Source organism: Streptomyces sp. RKAG337, from assembly GCF_023701715.1.
In the GTDB taxonomy this organism is placed as follows: domain Bacteria; phylum Actinomycetota; class Actinomycetes; order Streptomycetales; family Streptomycetaceae; genus Actinacidiphila.
In genome coordinates, this window is the sequence record NZ_JAJOZA010000001.1 from 5,682,724 (window position 1) to 5,701,004 (window position 18,281).

Annotated in this window: 17 protein-coding genes; 15 read left to right on the top strand and 2 right to left on the bottom strand. The window is 71.3% G+C overall.

Going from position 1 to position 18,281, the window contains the following annotated elements; translation table 11 throughout:
• Positions 1-47: 47 nt before the first annotated feature.
• Positions 48-959 (bottom strand): hypothetical protein, encoded by a 912-nt coding sequence (locus LNW73_RS25210; protein WP_250975339.1) that lies wholly within the window; start codon positions 957-959, stop codon positions 48-50.
• A gap of 236 nt (positions 960-1,195) precedes the next feature.
• Between LNW73_RS25210 and LNW73_RS25215 the strand changes: the two genes are divergently transcribed.
• The 11 genes from LNW73_RS25215 (at position 1,196) to LNW73_RS25265 (ending at position 12,183) form a co-directional block, all read left to right on the top strand.
• The gene (locus LNW73_RS25215) at positions 1,196-1,879 is read left to right on the top strand and encodes a papain-like cysteine protease family protein (protein WP_250991480.1); all 684 of its coding nucleotides are present in this window, start codon (positions 1,196-1,198) and stop codon (positions 1,877-1,879) included.
• A 7-nt stretch (positions 1,880-1,886) separates the two neighbouring features.
• On the top strand, positions 1,887-2,756 hold the full coding sequence (locus LNW73_RS25220) for a hypothetical protein (RefSeq protein ID WP_308407726.1): 870 nt from the start codon (positions 1,887-1,889) through the stop codon (positions 2,754-2,756).
• Between the two features lie 124 nt (positions 2,757-2,880).
• A complete protein-coding gene (gene uvrC, locus LNW73_RS25225; RefSeq protein WP_250991481.1) occupies positions 2,881-4,890 on the top strand; it encodes an excinuclease ABC subunit UvrC in 2,010 nt (669 codons plus the stop codon).
• A gap of 45 nt (positions 4,891-4,935) precedes the next feature.
• Entirely contained in the window at positions 4,936-5,859 is a 924-nt protein-coding gene (rapZ, locus tag LNW73_RS25230; RefSeq protein ID WP_250991482.1) for an RNase adapter RapZ, read from the top strand.
• Complete coding sequence (locus tag LNW73_RS25235; protein ID WP_308401922.1) at positions 5,856-6,863, top strand: gluconeogenesis factor YvcK family protein; 1,008 nt, start codon at positions 5,856-5,858, stop codon at positions 6,861-6,863. The genes rapZ and LNW73_RS25235 overlap by 4 nt, the downstream gene beginning before the upstream one ends.
• Positions 6,854-7,831, top strand: coding sequence for a DNA-binding protein WhiA (whiA, locus tag LNW73_RS25240; protein WP_250975334.1), 978 nt, complete (start codon positions 6,854-6,856; stop codon positions 7,829-7,831). Before LNW73_RS25235 ends, whiA begins: the two co-directional genes overlap by 10 nt.
• 384 nt (positions 7,832-8,215) lie before the next feature.
• Positions 8,216-9,220 (top strand): type I glyceraldehyde-3-phosphate dehydrogenase, encoded by a 1,005-nt coding sequence (gene gap, locus LNW73_RS25245; RefSeq protein WP_138356328.1) that lies wholly within the window; start codon positions 8,216-8,218, stop codon positions 9,218-9,220.
• A gap of 101 nt (positions 9,221-9,321) precedes the next feature.
• On the top strand, positions 9,322-10,536 hold the full coding sequence (locus LNW73_RS25250; protein WP_250991483.1) for a phosphoglycerate kinase: 1,215 nt from the start codon (positions 9,322-9,324) through the stop codon (positions 10,534-10,536).
• Between the two features lie 6 nt (positions 10,537-10,542).
• Positions 10,543-11,319 carry a triose-phosphate isomerase gene (tpiA, locus tag LNW73_RS25255; RefSeq protein ID WP_250991484.1) on the top strand — a complete coding sequence of 259 codons (777 nt, stop codon included), beginning with the start codon at positions 10,543-10,545 and terminating at the stop codon, positions 11,317-11,319.
• Between the two features lie 120 nt (positions 11,320-11,439).
• On the top strand, positions 11,440-11,676 hold the full coding sequence (gene secG / locus LNW73_RS25260; protein ID WP_138356331.1) for a preprotein translocase subunit SecG: 237 nt from the start codon (positions 11,440-11,442) through the stop codon (positions 11,674-11,676).
• A 171-nt stretch (positions 11,677-11,847) separates the two neighbouring features.
• Entirely contained in the window at positions 11,848-12,183 is a 336-nt protein-coding gene (locus LNW73_RS25265) for an RNA polymerase-binding protein RbpA (RefSeq protein ID WP_073497103.1), read from the top strand.
• A gap of 196 nt (positions 12,184-12,379) precedes the next feature.
• On the opposite strand, the gene LNW73_RS25270 is transcribed toward LNW73_RS25265, so the two are convergent.
• Entirely contained in the window at positions 12,380-13,258 is an 879-nt protein-coding gene (locus tag LNW73_RS25270) for a MurR/RpiR family transcriptional regulator (protein WP_250991485.1), read from the bottom strand.
• A gap of 61 nt (positions 13,259-13,319) precedes the next feature.
• Here LNW73_RS25270 and LNW73_RS25275 point away from each other — a divergent pair, with 61 nt between their 5' ends.
• From LNW73_RS25275 to pgi, 4 genes are all read left to right on the top strand, one after another.
• Positions 13,320-14,411: an N-acetylglucosamine kinase gene (locus LNW73_RS25275; protein ID WP_250991486.1), complete on the top strand. Its 1,092-nt coding sequence runs from the start codon at positions 13,320-13,322 to the stop codon at positions 14,409-14,411.
• Between the two features lie 70 nt (positions 14,412-14,481).
• A complete protein-coding gene (locus LNW73_RS25280) occupies positions 14,482-15,246 on the top strand; it encodes a sugar isomerase domain-containing protein (protein ID WP_250975330.1) in 765 nt (254 codons plus the stop codon).
• Between the two features lie 87 nt (positions 15,247-15,333).
• A complete protein-coding gene (locus LNW73_RS25285; protein WP_250975329.1) occupies positions 15,334-16,563 on the top strand; it encodes an MFS transporter in 1,230 nt (409 codons plus the stop codon).
• Between the two features lie 9 nt (positions 16,564-16,572).
• The gene (gene pgi, locus LNW73_RS25290) at positions 16,573-18,231 is read left to right on the top strand and encodes a glucose-6-phosphate isomerase (RefSeq protein ID WP_250991487.1); all 1,659 of its coding nucleotides are present in this window, start codon (positions 16,573-16,575) and stop codon (positions 18,229-18,231) included.
• The last annotated feature ends 50 nt before the right edge of the window (positions 18,232-18,281 follow it).

Here is an 18,281-nt window from a genome sequence, read left to right on the forward strand (position 1 = left end):
CCGGCCCCACCCCGACGGATCCGTCCTGCGTGCGTCGGCACTACCCCTCAGGACCAGTCCCACGCGATCCCCAGCAGGCCCGGCCGTACCGTCTCCTCCACGAAGTGGACGGTGCCGCGGCCGTTGAGGAGCAGTTCGGCCACCGCCTGTTGGGGGGCGCCCTGGGTGGGCTGTTCGAAGCGGCGGCAGCGGACCGGGAGGGTGGTGGGGGCGAAGGCGGCCTGGAGGACGTACTGGCCGCCTCCGAAGGGGAAGCCGCGGACGTACTCGCCGCTCGGCGGGCCGCTGCCGTCGTCGAAGCCGTAGCCGAGCAGGGCGGTGTCGCCGGCGCGGAGCCGGCCGTCGAAGAGCAGCTCGGCGACGACCACGCCGGACTCCTGGTGCCGTCTGACGCGCCCGACGCGGCAGTTGTCGGCCGCCCGCACCCGGACCCGCTCGACATCGCAGCCGGGGTCCCCGTGGTGGATGGCCACATAGCGGTCCACACCGTCGCGGTGTGCGCGGACCACATGCTGTGAGTCGTGGGCGAGCAGCTCGCGTGCCTCCCCGATCCGCACCCGCTCGTAGTGCACGACGGTGTGGAGCCCGCCGTCCGCCGGGGAGCCGAGCTCCGCGAGCAGGGTCTCCAGGGCCGCGGCGGGTTCCATCAGGTACTGGTACGAGCGGGCCGGCGGCCGGTCGGGCGTCGTGCGGGGGACGAGCAGCCGGCTCAGGGAGTGCGCGGGCAGTTCCAGGACGTCCTCCAACGCCTGGACGGCGCGCAGCGATTCGGCCCGCTCCGGTCTGCGGATGCCGCTCTGCCAGTAGCTGAGGCTGGTGACGGAGACCCGCACGCCGCGCTGCGCCAGCCGGTGCCGCACCCGTTCCAGGGCCAGACCGCGGGCTGCGACGGCCGTCCGCAGCGCGTGGTGGAAGGGTCCGGTGCGCAGCGCCTCGGACAATGCGGTTCTCTGCGACATCGCGCTCCTCCGGCCGCGCGGTCTGTGAACGTTCACCCACGTGGTGGCCGGTACGTCTCGCGGCACGCTGCTGACCTGCTGATCCGCGCCCTGTGTTCACACCCGTACCGCGGGCGTTCACACCTGGCTCGCCCCCACATTGAAGCCCGTTGACCGGTCCCCGACAACACCCGATGCTCTGATCCAGCGTCCGGACGCGCTCCTCCACCCCCCACTTCCCGACAGGGAGGAACGCCATGCTCCATCCCCTCCGCATGCGGTTGCGCGGCCGCGGGCGCCTCGCGGCGGTCGTGCTCGCACTCGCCGCGACCCTCGGCCTCGGCATCACCGGCACCCCCACAGCCGGTGCCGCAACCGGTGCCGCACCCGGTCCCGCGTCCCATGCCGCACCCCTCTCCGCACCCCTCTCCGCACCCGCCGCCGCGACCAGCACCCTGGCCGGCGCGAAGCAGCTGAACATCACCATGCAGGCGCAGCAGAACACCAACTGGTGCTGGGCCGCGAGCGGCAACACCATCGCCACCTGGTTCGGCCGCTCCTACTCGCAGAACCAGTTCTGCAACGCGGCCTTCAACCGGGCCCAGGGCTCGACCTGCGGCAACTGGCAGGCGTCGCTGGACAACGTGCAGAGCGCGCTGGACTGGGCCGGCATCAACCCCGGCAGCTACGTCACCGGCTATCTGCGCTACGCCACCGTGCAGAGCGAGATCAGCGCCAACCGGCCGGTGGAGACCCGTATCGCGTGGAGCTCCGGCGGCGGGCACATGCATGTGCTCTACGGCTACGACACCGCCACCAACTTCGTCTACTGGGGAGACCCGTGGCCGTCCAACTACCGCTACAACTGGGCGGATTACTCGTACTACGTCAACAACAGCTCGTTCTCCTGGACCCATTCGCTCTACCGGATCGGAGCGTGAGGCGCCGATGAAGACGAGCACGACACACAAGATCGCGGCAGGCGCCGCCGCCGTGCTGGCGTCCGGCACGCTCACTCTGGCCGCAGTCCCCGTGGCGCACGCCGACGACACACCCGCCGCTTCCGCCGCTTCCGCCTCCACAGCCCCCGCCGCCGCCCGCGAAGCCGCCGCGGCGCCGGCCACCCTCGACACGCTCTCCCGCTTCTTCGCCCGTGACGGCGGCACCGCCCTGAAGGGCGCCACGAAGGCCGCGGCGCCGCACCTCGAAGGCGCGACCGTCACCGTCAACACCCTCAACCCCGGCTTCGTCGCGGGGGACAGGGGCGCGGCCGTCGCGCTCCCGGAGTTCGCCGCCACCAAGGCGGTCTCCGCCGACGGGCACACCGCCTCCGTGTGGACGGTGCGCAGCGGGGCCGGCTGGAAGGTGGTGAACATCGCCACCGGGAGCGACGAGACCGACTACGTCGCCAAGGGCGGTGCGCAGCCCGGTTCCACGGTCTTCCGGGAGCCGCAGATCGACGCCTGGTACGTGGTGCGCGGGGCAGGGTCCTGCCGCTCGATCCGGACGCCGTCAAAGCCGTCGGCGCCGCCGGCACGACCCTGGCCGGCTACCAGCAGCTCGTCCACCGAAGGTACGGGGACAAGCTGCCCGGCTCGGCGTACGACAGGGCGGGTCTGGGCGGCGGCTACGACACGGGGGCCGCTCCCGGAGCCGCTCCCGGAGCCGCTCCCGGGACCGTTCCCGCAGCAGTCGGTCCGGCCGCCGCTCCGGCTGTCGCAGCGGCCCCCGAGGAGCAGGCCGCCGGGGACAGCGCGGCGGACGGGCACCTCGGGAAGGGCGCCCCGCTCGGCGCGGTCGGCGCCGGTCTCGCGCTGATCACCGCCTTCGCCTTCGGCGTACGCCGCCGCACCATGCGGCGTAGCTGAACCGTCATTCCCGGTCCCCGCGCGTGACCCGTGCCGGGACCGGGAATGTCACCGCCCGCCAGTAGGGTGGTGGCATGGCAGACCCCTCCAGTTACAGACCGAAGCCGGGTCAGATCCCCGACTCGCCGGGGGTCTACAAATTCCGGGACGAGCACGGCCGGGTGATCTACGTCGGCAAGGCGAAGAGCCTGCGCCAGCGGCTGTCCTCGTACTTCCAGGACATCGTCAACCTGCACCAGCGCACCGCCACCATGGTCACGACCGCCGCGTCCGTCGAGTGGACCGTGGTCGGCACCGAGGTCGAGGCGCTGCAGCTGGAGTACTCCTGGATCAAGGAGTTCGACCCCCGGTTCAACGTCAAGTACCGGGACGACAAGAGCTATCCGTCGCTGGCCGTCACCATGGGTGAGGAGTTCCCCCGGGTGCAGGTGATGCGCGGGCCCAAGAAGAAGGGCGTGCGCTACTTCGGGCCGTACGCCCACGCCTGGGCGATCCGCGAGACCGTGGACCTGATGCTGCGGGTCTTCCCCGTACGGACCTGCTCCGCGGGGGTGTTCAAGCGGTCCGCGCAGATCGGCCGGCCCTGCCTGCTCGGCTACATCGGCAAGTGCGCCGCCCCCTGCGTCGGCCGCGTCACCCCGGACGAGCACCGCGAACTCGCCGAGGAGTTCTGCGACTTCATGGCCGGCCGCACCGGCACGTATCTGCGCCGCCTGGAGCAGCAGATGCGGGAGGCGGCCGGCGAGATGGAGTACGAGCGGGCCGCCAGGCTGCGTGACGACATAGAAGCGCTCAAGCGTGCCCTGGAGAAGAACGCGGTGGTGTTCAACGACGCCACCGACGCCGACCTGATCGCGGTCGCCGAGGACGAGCTGGAGGCGGCCGTCCAGATCTTCCACGTCCGCGCCGGCCGGGTCAGGGGACAGCGCGGCTGGGTCACCGACAAGGTCGAGGCGGTCGACACCGCCGGCCTCGTCGAGCACGCCCTGCAGCAGCTCTACGGCGACGAGAAGGGCGAGGGCGTCCCCAAGGAGGTGCTGGTCCCGGCGATGCCGCAGACCGCCGAGGCGCTCACCCAGTGGCTCGGCGAGCGGCGCGGTTCGCAGGTCAGCCTCCGGGTCCCGCAGCGCGGCGACAAGAAGGACCTGATGGTCACCGTGCAGCGCAACGCGCAGCAGGCGCTCGCGCTGCACAAGACCAAGCGCGCCTCGGACCTGACCACCCGCTCCCGGGCGCTGGAGGAGATCTCCGTGGCGCTGGAGCTGGAGACGGCCCCGCTGCGGATCGAGTGCTTCGACATCTCGCACCTCCAGGGCGACGACGTCGTCGCCTCGATGGTGGTCTTCGAGGACGGTCTGGCCCGCAAGAGCGAGTACCGCCGCTTCCAGATCAAGTCCTTCGAGGGCCAGGACGACGTCCGGTCCATGCACGAGGTGATCTCCCGGCGCTTCCGCCGCTATCTGCAGGAGAAGCAGAAGACGGGCGAGTGGGACGTCGGCGCGGCCGGCGGCGAGGTCGGCGCCGAGGGCGGCGAGGTCACCGAGGCGGTGGGCGGGCCCATCGACCCGGAGACCGGCCGGCCGCGCAAGTTCGCGTACCCGCCGCAGCTCGTCGTCGTCGACGGCGGACAGCCGCAGGTCGCGGCCGCCCAGCGGGCACTCGCGGAGCTGGGCATCGAGGACGTGGCCGTCTGCGGCCTCGCCAAGCGCCTGGAAGAGGTCTGGCTGCCGGACGACGACGATCCGGTGATCCTGCCCCGCACGAGCGAGGGCCTGTACCTGTTGCAGCGGATCCGGGACGAGGCACACCGCTTCGCGATCTCGTACCAGCGCACCAAACGATCGAAATCGATGAAGGCGGGCGCCCTGGACGCGGTGCCGGGCCTCGGCGAGACACGCCGCCAGGCGCTGCTGAAGCATTTCGGCTCGCTCAAGCGGCTGCGGGCCGCCACGGTGGAGCAGATCTGCGAGGTGCCGGGCATCGGCCGCCGCACGGCCGAGACGGTCGCCGCGGCCCTGGCCGGAGCCGCGCCCGCCGTTCCCGCGGTGAACACCGCCACGGGAGAGATCATTGAGGATGAGTAGACGGCCGCACCCGGGGGCCGCCTCAGTGGAACGGGGGAGACAGCGATGACAGAGAACGACGGAGACGGAGCAACCGTGACGACCGGTGGAGCGGGTGAGGACGCCGAGGCCATCCCCGAACTGGTGATCATCTCCGGCATGTCCGGAGCCGGCCGCAGCACCGCGGCCAAGTGCCTCGAGGACCTCGGCTGGTTCGTCGTGGACAACCTGCCACCCGCCCTGATCCCCACCATGGTGGACCTCGGCGCGCGCTCGCAGGGCAACGTGGCGCGGATCGCGGTCGTCGTGGACGTCCGCGGCCGCCGCTTCTTCGACAACCTGCGGGAGTCGCTGGCGGACCTCGACACCAAGGGCGTCAAGCGCCGCGTGGTGTTCCTGGAGGCCTCCGACGACCTCCTGGTGCGCCGCTTCGAGTCCGTCCGCCGCCCGCACCCGCTGCAGGGCGACGGCCGGATCGTGGACGGCATCGCCAAGGAGCGCGACCTGCTGCGCGAGCTGCGCGGCGAGGCCGACCTGGTGATCGACACCTCCAGCCTGAACGTGCACGAGCTGCGGTCGAAGATGGACGCCCAGTTCGCGGGCGACGAGGAGCCCGAGCTGCGGGCGACCGTCATGTCCTTCGGCTTCAAGTACGGGCTCCCGGTCGACGCGGACCTGGTGGTCGACTGCCGGTTCATCCCGAACCCGCACTGGGTCCCGGAGCTGCGCCCGTACACCGGGCTGAACGACGAGGTCGCCCAGTACGTCTTCAACCAGCCCGGCGCCAAGGAGTTCCTGGACCGGTACGCCGAGCTGCTGCACATCATCGCCGCCGGCTACCGCCGGGAAGGCAAGCGGTACGTGACCATCGCCGTCGGCTGCACCGGCGGCAAGCACCGCAGTGTCGCGATGTCCGAGCGGCTCGCCGCGCGGCTCTCCTCGGACGGGGTGGAGACCGTCATCGTCCACCGGGACATGGGGCGCGAGTGATCCGGACGGCACGGCGCCTGCGTCGCACGAGCCGTCGCTCCGGAGTACCGCCGAAAGTGGTCGCCCTGGGCGGCGGCCACGGCCTGTCCGCGTCGCTGAGCGCCCTGCGCCGGATCACCGGCGACCTGACCGCTGTCGTCACCGTCGCCGACGACGGCGGTTCCAGCGGCCGGCTGCGCGAGGAGATGGGCGTCCTGCCCCCGGGTGATCTGCGCAAGGCGCTGGCCGCGCTGTGCGGGGACGACGAGTGGGGGCGGACCTGGGCGCAGGTGATCCAGCACCGCTTCGTCAGCAAGGGCGATCTGCACGGACACGCCGTAGGCAATCTGCTGATTGTCGCCCTCTGGGAGCAGCTCAACGACGAGGTCGCGGCACTCGAATGGGTCGGCCGGCTACTGGGTGCGCACGGCCGGGTGCTGCCCATGTCCGCGGTGCCGCTGGACCTCCATGCGAGCGTCCGCGGGCACGACCCCGAGAAGCCCGACGAGACCACCACCGTACGGGGCCAGGCCACGGTCGCCCTCACCCCCGGTGACGTGCAGGAAGTCTGGTTGCTGCCCGCCGATCCGCCGGCCGTTCCGGAGGCCGTCCAGGCGGTCCTGGACGCCGACTGGGTGGTCCTCGGACCGGGCTCCTGGTTCTCCTCGGTGATCCCGCATCTGCTGGTCCCGGAACTCGCCGACGCACTGGTGAACACCCGGGCTCGCAAGGTCCTCACACTGAACCTCGCACCCCAGCCGGGGGAAACCGACGGCTTTTCTCCGCAGCGTCACTTGGAGGTTTTGGCCCGACACGCCCCTAAACTCACCATCGACGTGGTGTTGGCCGACGAGGCCGCCGTGCCCGACCGGGAGAGCCTGGCCCAGGCTGCCGAACGGTTGTGCGGCACGGTCGAGCTGGCGCGGATAGCGGCCCCTGACGGGCCGCGGCACGATCCGGAGCTGTTGGCCACCGCGTATGACCGGATTTTTCGTATGCGTGGAAGGATCGGCCCATGGCGATGACGGCAGCGGTGAAGGATGAGATTTCCCGGCTCCCCGTCACCCGGACCTGCTGCCGGAAGGCGGAGGTCTCGTCGATCCTGCGGTTCGCGGGCGGTCTGCACCTGGTGAGCGGCCGCATCGTGATCGAGGCGGAGCTGGACACCGGGATCGCGGCCCGGCGGCTGCGGAAGGACATCCTGGAGATCTTCGGCCACTCCTCCGACCTGGTGGTGATGGCCCCCGGCGGGCTGCGCCGCGGCAGCCGGTACGTGGTCAGGGTGGTCGCCGGCGGTGACCAGCTGGCGCGGCAGACCGGTCTGGTGGACGGCCGCGGCCGCCCCATCCGGGGCCTGCCCCCGCAGGTCGTCTCCGGCGCCACCTGTGACGCCGAGGCGGCCTGGCGCGGCGCCTTCCTGGCCCACGGCTCGCTCACCGAGCCGGGCCGCTCCTCGTCGCTGGAGGTCACCTGCCCCGGCCCCGAGGCGGCGCTGGCGCTGGTCGGCGCGGCCCGCAGGCTGCAGATCCCGGCCAAGGCCCGCGAGGTGCGCAACGTCGACCGGGTCGTCGTACGGGACGGCGACGCGATCGGCGCGCTGCTGACCCGGCTCGGCGCCCATGACTCCGTCCTGGCCTGGGAGGAGCGCCGGATGCGCCGCGAGGTCCGGGCCACCGCCAACCGGCTGGCGAACTTCGACGACGCGAACCTGCGCCGTTCCGCGCGGGCCGCGGTCGCGGCCGGCGCCCGGGTGCAGCGTGCCCTGGAGATCCTCGGCGAGGAGGTCCCCGAGCACCTCGCGGCGGCCGGCCGGCTGCGGATCGAGCACAAGCAGGCGTCGCTGGAGGAGCTGGGCTCGCTCGCCGAGCCGCCGCTGACCAAGGACGCGGTCGCCGGCCGCATCCGCCGGCTGCTGGCGATGGCCGACAAGCGCGCCTCCGACATGGGGATGCCCGGCACCGAGGCGAACCTCACCGAGGAAATGGTCGGCTGACCGCGCCGCCGTTCACCCACCGCACGCCCCGGTGTTCCGCACAGGACACCGGGGCGCGGTGCGTCCGGGTGCCGCCGCCGCGGCGGAACCGGCGGGAAGCCCAACCGCCGTGCGGACGCGGCCCGGTGGCGGCGCCGAACGGTTTGTTGAATTGTGGGACCGGCCGTCTCAGCATCCGGAGCGGTTACCGACGGCTTCCACGGTGACACTCCGTGACAGGCGGGGTGAACTGGGAAAACGGCCGCTGAGCGGGCGCTCAGAGCCCGTCCGGGCGCCGTCGATGTCACTGGGAACACGTGGGCGAGGTAGGGTCGTGGGTGGTCGGGGACATCCCATATTTCGCAGCCGGAGTGTATTCCGGCACATCAGCGAGGAGATCGGTTCGTGACGATCCGGGTAGGCATCAACGGCTTCGGTCGTATTGGTCGCAACTTCTTCCGTGCCGTGCTTGAGCAGGGCGCGGACATCGAGATCGTCGGTGTCAACGACCTGACCGACAACGCGACCCTGGTGCACCTTCTTAAGTACGACAGCATCCTGGGCCGTCTCAAGGCCGAGGTCACGCACACCGACAACACCATCACCGTCGGCGGCAAGACCTTCAAGACGATGGCGGAGCGGGACCCGGCGAACCTGCCGTGGGCCGAGCTCGGCGCGGACATCGTCATCGAGTCCACGGGCTTCTTCACCAAGCGCGACGACGCCGCCAAGCACCTCGCGGCCGGCGCGAAGAAGGTCCTCATCTCGGCTCCGGCCAAGGACGAGGACATCACCGTGGTCATGGGCGTCAACCACGAGAAGTACGACGCGGCGAAGCACAACATCATCTCCAACGCCTCGTGCACCACGAACTGTGTGGCGCCGATGGCGAAGGTCCTCCTGGAGAACTTCGGCATCGTCAAGGGCATGATGACCACGGTCCACGCCTACACGAACGACCAGAAGATCCTGGACTTCCCGCACAGCGACCTGCGCCGTGCGCGGGCCGCCGCGATCAACATCATCCCGACCTCCACGGGTGCCGCCAAGGCCACCGCGCTGGTCATCCCCGAGCTCAAGGGCAAGCTGGACGGCACCTCGCTGCGCGTCCCGGTCCCGACCGGCTCGATCACCGACCTCGTGGTGACCGTCGAGCGCGACGTCACCAAGGAAGAGGTCAACGCGGCCTTCCAGAAGGCGGCCGAGGGCCAGCTCAAGGGCATCCTCGAGTACACCGAGGACCTCATCGTCTCCACGGACATCGTCAACGAGCCGGCCTCGTGCACGTTCGACTCGCAGATGACCATGGTCCAGGGCGACCAGGTCAAGATCTTCGGCTGGTACGACAACGAGTGGGGCTACTCCAACCGCCTGGTGGACCTGACCACCTTCGTCGGCGGCCAGCTCTGAGTCACGGCCTAGCCACGCAGATGTGAGTGACAGGGCTCGGCCGACGCGATGACGCGTCGGCCGGGCCCTGTCCCTTGTCGACCACGAGGAGCCCACCGGATATGAAGACGATCGACGACCTCCTGAACGAGGGACAGGTCGCGGGCAAGCGGGTGTTCGTCCGCGCCGACCTGAACGTGCCGCTCTCCGGCGACACCATCACCGACGACGGCCGGATCCGTGCCGCCGTCCCGACCATCACCAAGCTCGTCGCCGCGGGCGCCAAGGTGATCGTCGCCTCCCACCTGGGCCGCCCCAAGGGCGAGCCCGACCCGCAGTTCTCGCTCGCACCGGTCGCCGCACGCCTCGGCGAACTGCTCGGCACGGACGTCGTGTTCGCGGCCGACACCGTCGGGGACAGCGCGCAGGCGGCCGTGGCCGGGCTGGCCGACGGCGGCGTGGTGCTGCTGGAGAACCTGCGGTTCAACGCGGGCGAGACCGCGAAGGACGACGCCGAGCGCGGCGCCTTCGCCGACCGCCTGGCATCGCTCGCGGACCTCTACGTCGGTGACGGCTTCGGCGCCGTGCACCGCAAGCACGCCTCCGTGTTCGACCTCCCGGCGCGCCTCCCGCACGCCGCGGGCGGTCTGATCGCCACCGAGGTCGACGTACTGAAGAAGCTCACCTCCGAGGTGAAGCGGCCGTACGCGGTCGTGCTCGGCGGGGCGAAGGTCTCCGACAAGCTCGGCGTCATCGACCACCTGCTGGAGAAGGCCGACCGGATCCTGATCGGCGGCGGCATGGTCTTCACCTTCCTCAAGGCCCAGGGCCACGAGGTGGGCAAGAGCATGCTCCAGGAGGACCAGATCCCGGTCGTCCAGGAGTACCTCAAGCGCGCCGAGGCCAAGGGCGTGGAGTTCGTGCTGCCGGTCGACGTCGTCGCCGCCGGCGCGTTCCCCGACCTCAAGGCGCAGGCGCCGACCAACCCGGTGACCGTGGACGTCGACGCCATCCCGGCCGACGTGATGGGCCTGGACATCGGTCCGAAGTCCGGTGCGCTCTTCGCCTCGAAGCTCGCCGACGCGGCCACCGTGTTCTGGAACGGCCCGATGGGTGTCTTCGAGCACCCCGACTACGCCGAGGGCACCCGCGCGGTCGCCCAGGCACTGATCGACAGCCCCGCGTTCACCGTGGTCGGCGGCGGTGACTCGGCCGCGGCCGTGCGCATCCTCGGCTTCGACGAGAACGCTTTCGGCCACATCTCGACCGGTGGCGGCGCGAGCCTCGAATACCTCGAGGGCAAGACGCTCCCCGGCCTCGCCGCACTGGAGGACTGACCCAGCATGAGCACCCGTACCCCGCTGATGGCCGGCAACTGGAAGATGAACCTCAACCACCTCGAGGCCATCGCGCACGTCCAGAAGCTCGCCTTCGCGCTCACCGACAAGGACTACGACGCCGTCGAGGTCGCCGTCCTGCCGCCCTACATCGACCTGCGGTCGGTGCAGACCCTGGTCGACGGCGACAAGCTGAAGATCAAGTACGGCGCCCAGGACCTCTCCGCGCACGATTCCGGTGCGTACACCGGTGAGATCTCCGGATCGATGCTGGCCAAACTGAAGTGCACGTTCGTGGCCATCGGTCACAGCGAGCGACGCCAGTACCACGGTGAGGACGAGGAACTCGTCAACGCCAAGATCAAGGCCGCCTACCGGCACGGGCTGACCCCGATCCTGTGCGTCGGTGAGGGCCTGGACGTCCGCAAGGCCGGTCAGCAGGTCCCGCACACCCTCGCCCAGCTCGACGGCGCGCTGCGGGACATCCCGGCCGAGCAGGCCGAGACGATCGTCGTCGCGTACGAGCCCGTGTGGGCGATCGGCACCGGCGAGGTCGCCACCCCCGAGGACGCGCAGGAGGTCTGCGGTGCCATCCGCGGCCGCCTCGCCGAGCTGTACAGCCAGGAACTGGCCGAAAAGGTCCGTATCCAGTACGGCGGCTCGGTCAAGTCCGGAAACGTCGCGGCGATCATGGCGCAGCCGGACGTGGACGGCGCCCTGATCGGTGGCGCGGCGCTCGACGCGGAGGAGTTCGTCAAGATCGTCCGCTTCCGGGACCAGTAGGACCAGCAGGCGGTGGGCCTAGCGGGCCCGCACGAAGTACCCTGTCGGGGCCGGACCGGCGCACTGGCGCCCGGTTCGGCCCTGCGCCGTCCATTTGTAGTCGAGAGAGTTGGTCCAGCCGTGGTAGTCGGGTTCTCCATCGCCCTCATCATCTTCAGCCTGCTGCTTCTGCTGCTGGTGCTGATGCACAAGGGGAAGGGCGGCGGCCTCTCGGACATGTTCGGTGGTGGCATGCAGTCCTCCGTCGGCGGCTCCTCGGTGGCCGAGCGCAACCTCGACCGGATCACCGTGGTGATCGGTCTGTTGTGGTTTACGTGCATTGTCGTACTTGGTCTGGTGCTCAAGTTCCAGAAGTAACCCCCGCGGCGTACTCCCCTGAGTCCAGGGAGAACTGACGCCTCGTCGCAAACGCGGCTTATCATGGGAGGGCGTCCTACGGGGCCGGGTACACCACCTGCCACTGGACGGCACGTAAGGTCTCCGTAAACTGGGCGACCTCGCAGCACCATCACGCAGGGAGTTACGACCGTGGCAAGTGGCAACGCGATCCGTGGCAGTCGGGTCGGAGCGGGGCCGATGGGAGAGGCCGAGCGCGGCGAGTCCGCGCCACGCCTCCGCATCTCCTTCTGGTGCTCGAACGGGCACGAGACCCAGCCGAGTTTCGCCAGCGACGCGCAGATCCCGGAGACCTGGGACTGCCCGCGCTGTGGTTTCCCGGCAGGGCAGGACGAGGAGAACCCGCCGGCGCCGCCGCGGACCGAGCCGTACAAGACGCACCTGGCCTATGTGCGGGAGCGGCGCAGCGCGGCCGACGGCGAGGCGATCCTCGCCGAGGCCCTCGCGAAGCTCCGCGGCGAGATCTGAGAGATCTCCTCGCGTACGGCACGCGGATATCCCCCTTGTTCGCCGGGCGGGCCCGACCGTGGCCTCAGCCGTCGGCCGAGCTGGACCTTCCCAGCTCGGCCGACGACTGAGGCCGGGAGTCACCCGGCGAACGGGGGTATTTTTTCTGCCCCCTGTCGACCGCTCTCTGCCCTCTGCCGCCTACGGCTGTGCCGGGTCAGCGGCGGCGGGCGCGGGCGGTGTGGCTGTCGGCGATGTGGGCGGTCAGTGCGACCGCCGCGGTGGCCCGCTCGTAGGTGAGCTGGGCGACCCGGGCCGACAGGCAGTCGATGATCAGCAGGACCGAGTGCCGGGTGCCGTAGCCGCCGCGCCGGAAGCTGGTCTCCGCCGAGGCCGAGGTGAGCCGGATGTCTGCGGCCTGGGCGATCGGTGAGCGCGGGTCGCTGGTGACGGCCACCGTGGTCGCGCCGCGCTCCGCGGCCAGCCGCAGCGGGTCCAGGGCCTCGCGCGTCGTGCCGGAGTGCGAGATCGCCACGGCCACGTCGGAGGGCGTCAGCAGTGCCGCGGAGGTCTCCGCCGCGTGCACCTCGGTCCAGCCGCGGGCGGCGCAGCCGATGCCGAACAGCCGGGCCTCGGCCTCCCGGGCGGCGATTCCGGAGCCGCCGACTCCGTACACATCGATCCGGCGGGCCTTGGCGAGCGCCTGGGCGGCCCGTTCCAGGCTCTCCCGGTCCAGTTTGTCGACGGTGTGCCGCAGGGCCCGCAGATCGGCCTGGGCGACCACCGCGACGACATGGTCGAGATCGTCGTCGGGGCCGATGTCCGGGCCCAGCACCGGACTGAGCGGCCCCTCGCCGTCGCGGCCCTGGCTGCGGCCCTGCTCCTGTGCCAGCTCGATCAGCAGATGCTGGTAGGAGTCCAGGCCCAGCGCATGGCAGAAACGCGTGACGGTGGCCTGTGACGTGCCCGTACGGCGGCCCAGTTCGGCCGCGGAGCCACGGGTGGCCGCCACCGGATCCGCCAGCACCAGCTCGCCCACCTTGCGCAAGGAATCGGACATGCGGGGGAGTTCGGAGCGGATCAGGGCGATGACCATGACGACTCGTCTCGGCTGGGGTCTTGTCGGTCAGTGAATCTATCAATCACCATGCGGTGTGATGAATGAAATTCACAACCGAAGCCATCGCGGTGACGACGGCCGCCGGCGCACTCCGGCCGGACGGTCGCTGGTGGTCGGCATCGACGCGGGCGGGACCCGGATCCGCGCCTATCTGGCCGAGGCGACGGCCGGGGCGACGGCCGGGACCGGGCCGGCGGAGACCGACGGGGCCGGCCGCGCCGGCGGGGTGATCGGCGAGGGCGCCGGCGGTCCCGGCAACGCGATGAGCGTGCCGCGGCCGGAGCTGACCCGGCACCTGGCCGCCGCGCTCGGCGCCGCGGTCCCGGTGGAGCTGCGCGGTTCGGTGGCCGCCGTGCTGGGCGGCTTCGCGGGCGCCGCCCCGGACACCGGTCCCGACGCCGGCCACGACCTCGCCCTGTCCTGCCTCGGGGCGGCGCTCGCCGAGACCGGCATCGACGCCGCCAAGGTGGCGGTCCGCGGCGACATCGAGATCGCCTTCGCCTCCGCGCCGGGCATGCCCGCCGACGGACTGCTGCTCATCGCCGGGACCGGCGCCGCTTCGGCACGCATCACCGGGCGCCGGCAGGAGCTGACGGTGGACGGTGACGGGTGGCTGCTCGGTGACGAGGGCGGTGGCTTCTGGCTGGGCCGGGAGGCCGTCAGGGCGGCGCTGCGGGCACTGACCGGGCGCGGGCCCTGGACCTCGCTGGTCGGCGCGGTGGCGGCGCACTACCTGGCGTCCGGCGGCGAAGCGGCGGGCCTCCCCGGGCCGGTGGCGGAGACGGACCGGCAGCGGCTGGGGGAGCTGCGGGATCTGATCGTGCCCCTGGTGTACGCGCAGCCGCCGGTGCGGCTGGCGGCACTGAGCCCGCTGGTCGTCGCCGCCGACCGGGCCGGCGACCAGGTGGCCGGGGAACTGCTCGACGCGGCGGCCGCTGAACTCGGCAGGACCGTCGCCGCGTTGCGTCCCGTGGCGGGCGAACCCCTGGTGGTCACCGGCGGTCTGCTGGCTCCGGCGGGGCCGTTGCTGGGCAGGCTGTCGCGGCGTGCGCTGGCGATGGGGCTGCGGGTCGTCCCGGTGCCGGACGGCGGTGCGGGCGCGGTGGCGCTGGCGAGGCTCTTGACGTGACCACGATAGTCGGCTCATTGTTTCAATGATTCGTCGGAGTGATGGTTAATTCAACCAAGGAGGGTCGGCCATGGCCGAACCACAGCTCAGCGCCGCCCAGTTCGCCGAGCACGGCCGCGCCGCCGTCGAGCGGGCCATCGGAGCCAACACCGACTCCGTCGCCGCCGCGGCCCGCCTCATCGCCGACAGCGTCGCCGCCAACGGTGTCGTCCACGCCTTCGGCACCGGTCACTCGCAGGCCACCGCGCTGGAGATCGCGGGCCGGGCCGGCGGTCTCGTCCCGACCAGCCGCATCGGCCTGTCCGATCTGGTGCTGCGCGGCGGCGAGGACCGCTCCGTGCTCGCCGACCCACTGCTGGAACGCTCCCCGGGCCTGGCCAAACGGCTCTACGAACTGGCCACCCCGCAGCCGCAGGACCTCTTCGTGATCATCTCCAACTCCGGTGTCAACAACTCCATCGTCGACATGGCCCTCCAGGTCAAGGAGTCCGGGCACCGGCTGATCGCCCTCACCTCCCTGGAGCACACCCACGCGGTGCCCGCGCTGCACAGCAGCGGAAAGCGGCTCGCCGACCTCGCCGACGCCGTACTCGACAACTGCGCGCCGGCCGGCGACGCGCTGCTGCCGATGCCGGACGGCGGCGCGCTGTGCGGGGTCTCCACCATCACCTCGGCGCTGCTCGTGCAGATGGTCGTCGCCGAGGCGGTCGGCATCCTGACCGCCGAGGGGCACGAACCGCCGGTCTACATCTCGGCCAACCTGCCCGGCGGATTCGAGCGCAACGCCGTTCTGGAGGCCCGCTACGAGGGCCGGCTGCACCGCGGCGGTTTCTGAACCGGCTATTCCCACCGGCGCCACGGGCGTTGTCAGTGGCCGCCGTTACGGTGCCAGGACCGATCACATCCTGGCCCGGGGGGAGCTTTGACCGCGAACGACAGCGATCTGCGGCCGGCCGTGGAGAGCGCCGTGCCGTCCTGGCGCGGCGGCTTCGGCCGGCTGTGGAGCGCCGCGGTGGTCTCGCGGCTGGGCGACGGACTGCGCACGGCCGCACTGCCGTTGCTCGCGGTCGGGCTCACCGGCTCCCCGCTGCTCGTCTCACTGGTCACGGCGGTCGGATTCCTGCCCTGGATCCTGTTCGGCCTGCTCGGCGGCGCGATCGCCGACCGGGTGGACCAGCGGCGCGCCATGTGGGCCGTCGACGCGGTGCGCTGCGCGCTGATGGCCTGCTTCGCGCTCGCCGTGTGGCTGGACGAGGTGAGCGTCGCCCTGCTGCTGGTGCTGGCGTTCGTCCTGACGACGCTGCAGACCCTCTTCGACAACGCCGCGACCGCGCTGCTGCCGACGGTCGTCCCCACCGCCGGCCTCGGCCGCGCCAACGCCAGGCTGATGACCGGGCAGACCATCGCCGGCACCTTCCTGGGCGCGCCCCTGGTGCCGCTGCTGATCGGCCTCTCCGCCGGGCTGCCGTTCGCGGTGGACGCGGCGACGTATCTGCTCGCCGCGGCGCTGGTCGCCTCCATACGGACGGCCCCACGCGAGCGCGCGCCGCGCCCGCCGGGCCGAACGTTGCGGCAGGACATCGCCGAGGGCATCCGGGTGCTGTGGCGGGACCGGGTCCTGCGGTCACTCTGCACGGCCAACACCGTCGTCAACATCGGGATGGGCGCGCTCATCGCCACCCTGGTCCTGCACGTCACCGGGTGGCTGCACGCCGGGCACTCCGGCTACGCGGCGGTGCTCACCGCCTACGGCGCCGGCAGCGTGGCCGGCGGTCTGGCGGCCGGCCGGATCTCCGAACTCGTGGGCAGGACCCGAGCGCTGGTGGCCGGACTGGTGCTGCAGAGCTGCGCCCTGATCGTGCTCGGCACCGTACGGTCGCTGCCCGTCGCGGTCGTCGTGCTGGCGCTCTTCGGCGCCATGGGGATGCTGTGGAACGTCAACGAGGTCACCCTCATGCAGGAGCGGACGCCCGCCGCCCTGCTGGGCCGGGTCAGCGCCGCCAACCGCACCCTGTCCACCGCCGGGGCCCCGCTCGGCGCCCTGCTCGGCGGCGCGGTGGCGGCGGCGTGGGGACTGAACACCCCGGCGCTCGCCGCCGCCGCGCTCTTCGCCTGCGGGGTGATAGCGCTCCTACCGGCCGTCATCAATTAGTTTGGACCCATGTCCGACACCAATACGCACGGCCGTGCCCGGCTCGACCAGCTGCCCGAATGGCACGCCCTGGGCAAACACCGCGAAGAGCTGGGGGAGGTGCGGCTGCGCGAACTGTTCGACCAGGATCCGCAGCGCGCCGACCGGTACTCCCTGCAGGTCGGTGATCTGCACCTGGACTACTCCAAGCACCTGGTGACCGATGAGACCCTGCGGCTGCTGCGTGAGTTGGCGGCGTCGAGCGGCGTGGCCGAACTGCGCGACGCGATGTTCCGCGGCGAGCGGATCAACGTCACCGAGGACCGCGCGGTGCTGCACACCGCGCTGCGCGCACCGCGCTCCTCCGTCATCCAGGTCGACGGCCATGACGTCGTGCCCGCCGTCCACGCCGTCCTCAGCAAGATGTCCGTCTTCACCGACCGGATCCGCTCCGGCGAGTGGACCGGCCACACCGGCAAGCGCATCACCAACATCGTCAACATCGGCATCGGCGGCTCCGACCTGGGCCCGGCGATGGCGTACGAGGTGCTGCGCCCGTACGCCGACCGCGGGCTGACGCTCCGTTTCGTGTCCAACGTCGACGGCGCGGACCTGCACGAGGCGGTGCGCGACCTGGACCCGGCCGAGACGCTCTTCATCATCGCCTCGAAGACGTTCACCACCATCGAGACCATCACCAACGCCACCTCCGCCCGCAACTGGCTGCTGACCGGCCTGAACGCCGACACCTCCGCCGTCGCCAAGCACTTCGTCGCGCTGTCCACGAACGCGGAGAAGGTCACCGAATTCGGCATCGACCCGGCGAACATGTTCGAGTTCTGGGACTGGGTCGGCGGCCGGTACTCCTTCGACTCGGCGATCGGCCTGTCGCTGATGCTCGCCATCGGCCCGGACCACTTCCGCGAGATGCTGGCCGGCTTCCATCTGGTGGACGAGCACTTCCGCTACGCCCCGCCGGAGGAGAACGTCCCGCTACTGCTCGGCCTGTTGGGCGTCTGGTACGGCGGCTTCCACGACGCGCAGTCGCACGCGGTCCTCCCGTACAGCCACTACCTGTCGCGGTTCACCGCGTACCTGCAGCAGCTGGACATGGAGTCCAACGGCAAGTCCGTGGACCGGCAGGGCAATCCGGTGGCGTGGCAGACCGGGCCGGTGGTCTGGGGCACCCCGGGCACCAACGGCCAGCACGCCTACTACCAGCTGCTGCACCAGGGCACCAAGGTCATCCCGGCGGACTTCATCGGCTTCGCCAACCCCATCGGCGAACTCGGCCCGCTCGCCGGCCAGCACGACCTGCTGATGGCCAACTTCTTCGCGCAGACCCAGGCGCTGGCCTTCGGCAAGACGCCGGAGGAGGTCGCCGCGGAGGGCGTGCCCGCCGAACTGGTGCCGCACAAGACGTTCCGCGGCAACCACCCGACGACCACCATCCTGGCCACCGAGCTCAGCCCGTCGGTGCTCGGCCAGCTGATCGCGCTCTACGAGCACAAGGTGTTCGTCCAGGGCGCGGTGTGGAACATCGACTCCTTCGACCAGTGGGGAGTCGAGCTGGGCAAGGTGCTCGCCAAGCGGATCGAGCCCGCGCTCAGCGAGGGAGCGGCCATTCCGGGCCTGGACGGGTCCACGGCGGCGCTGGTCCGGCGCTACCGGGAGCTGCGCGGCCGCTGAACGGCCGCTGAAGCTGAACGGCCGCCGGCCGGGCCGATGTTCCAGCCCGG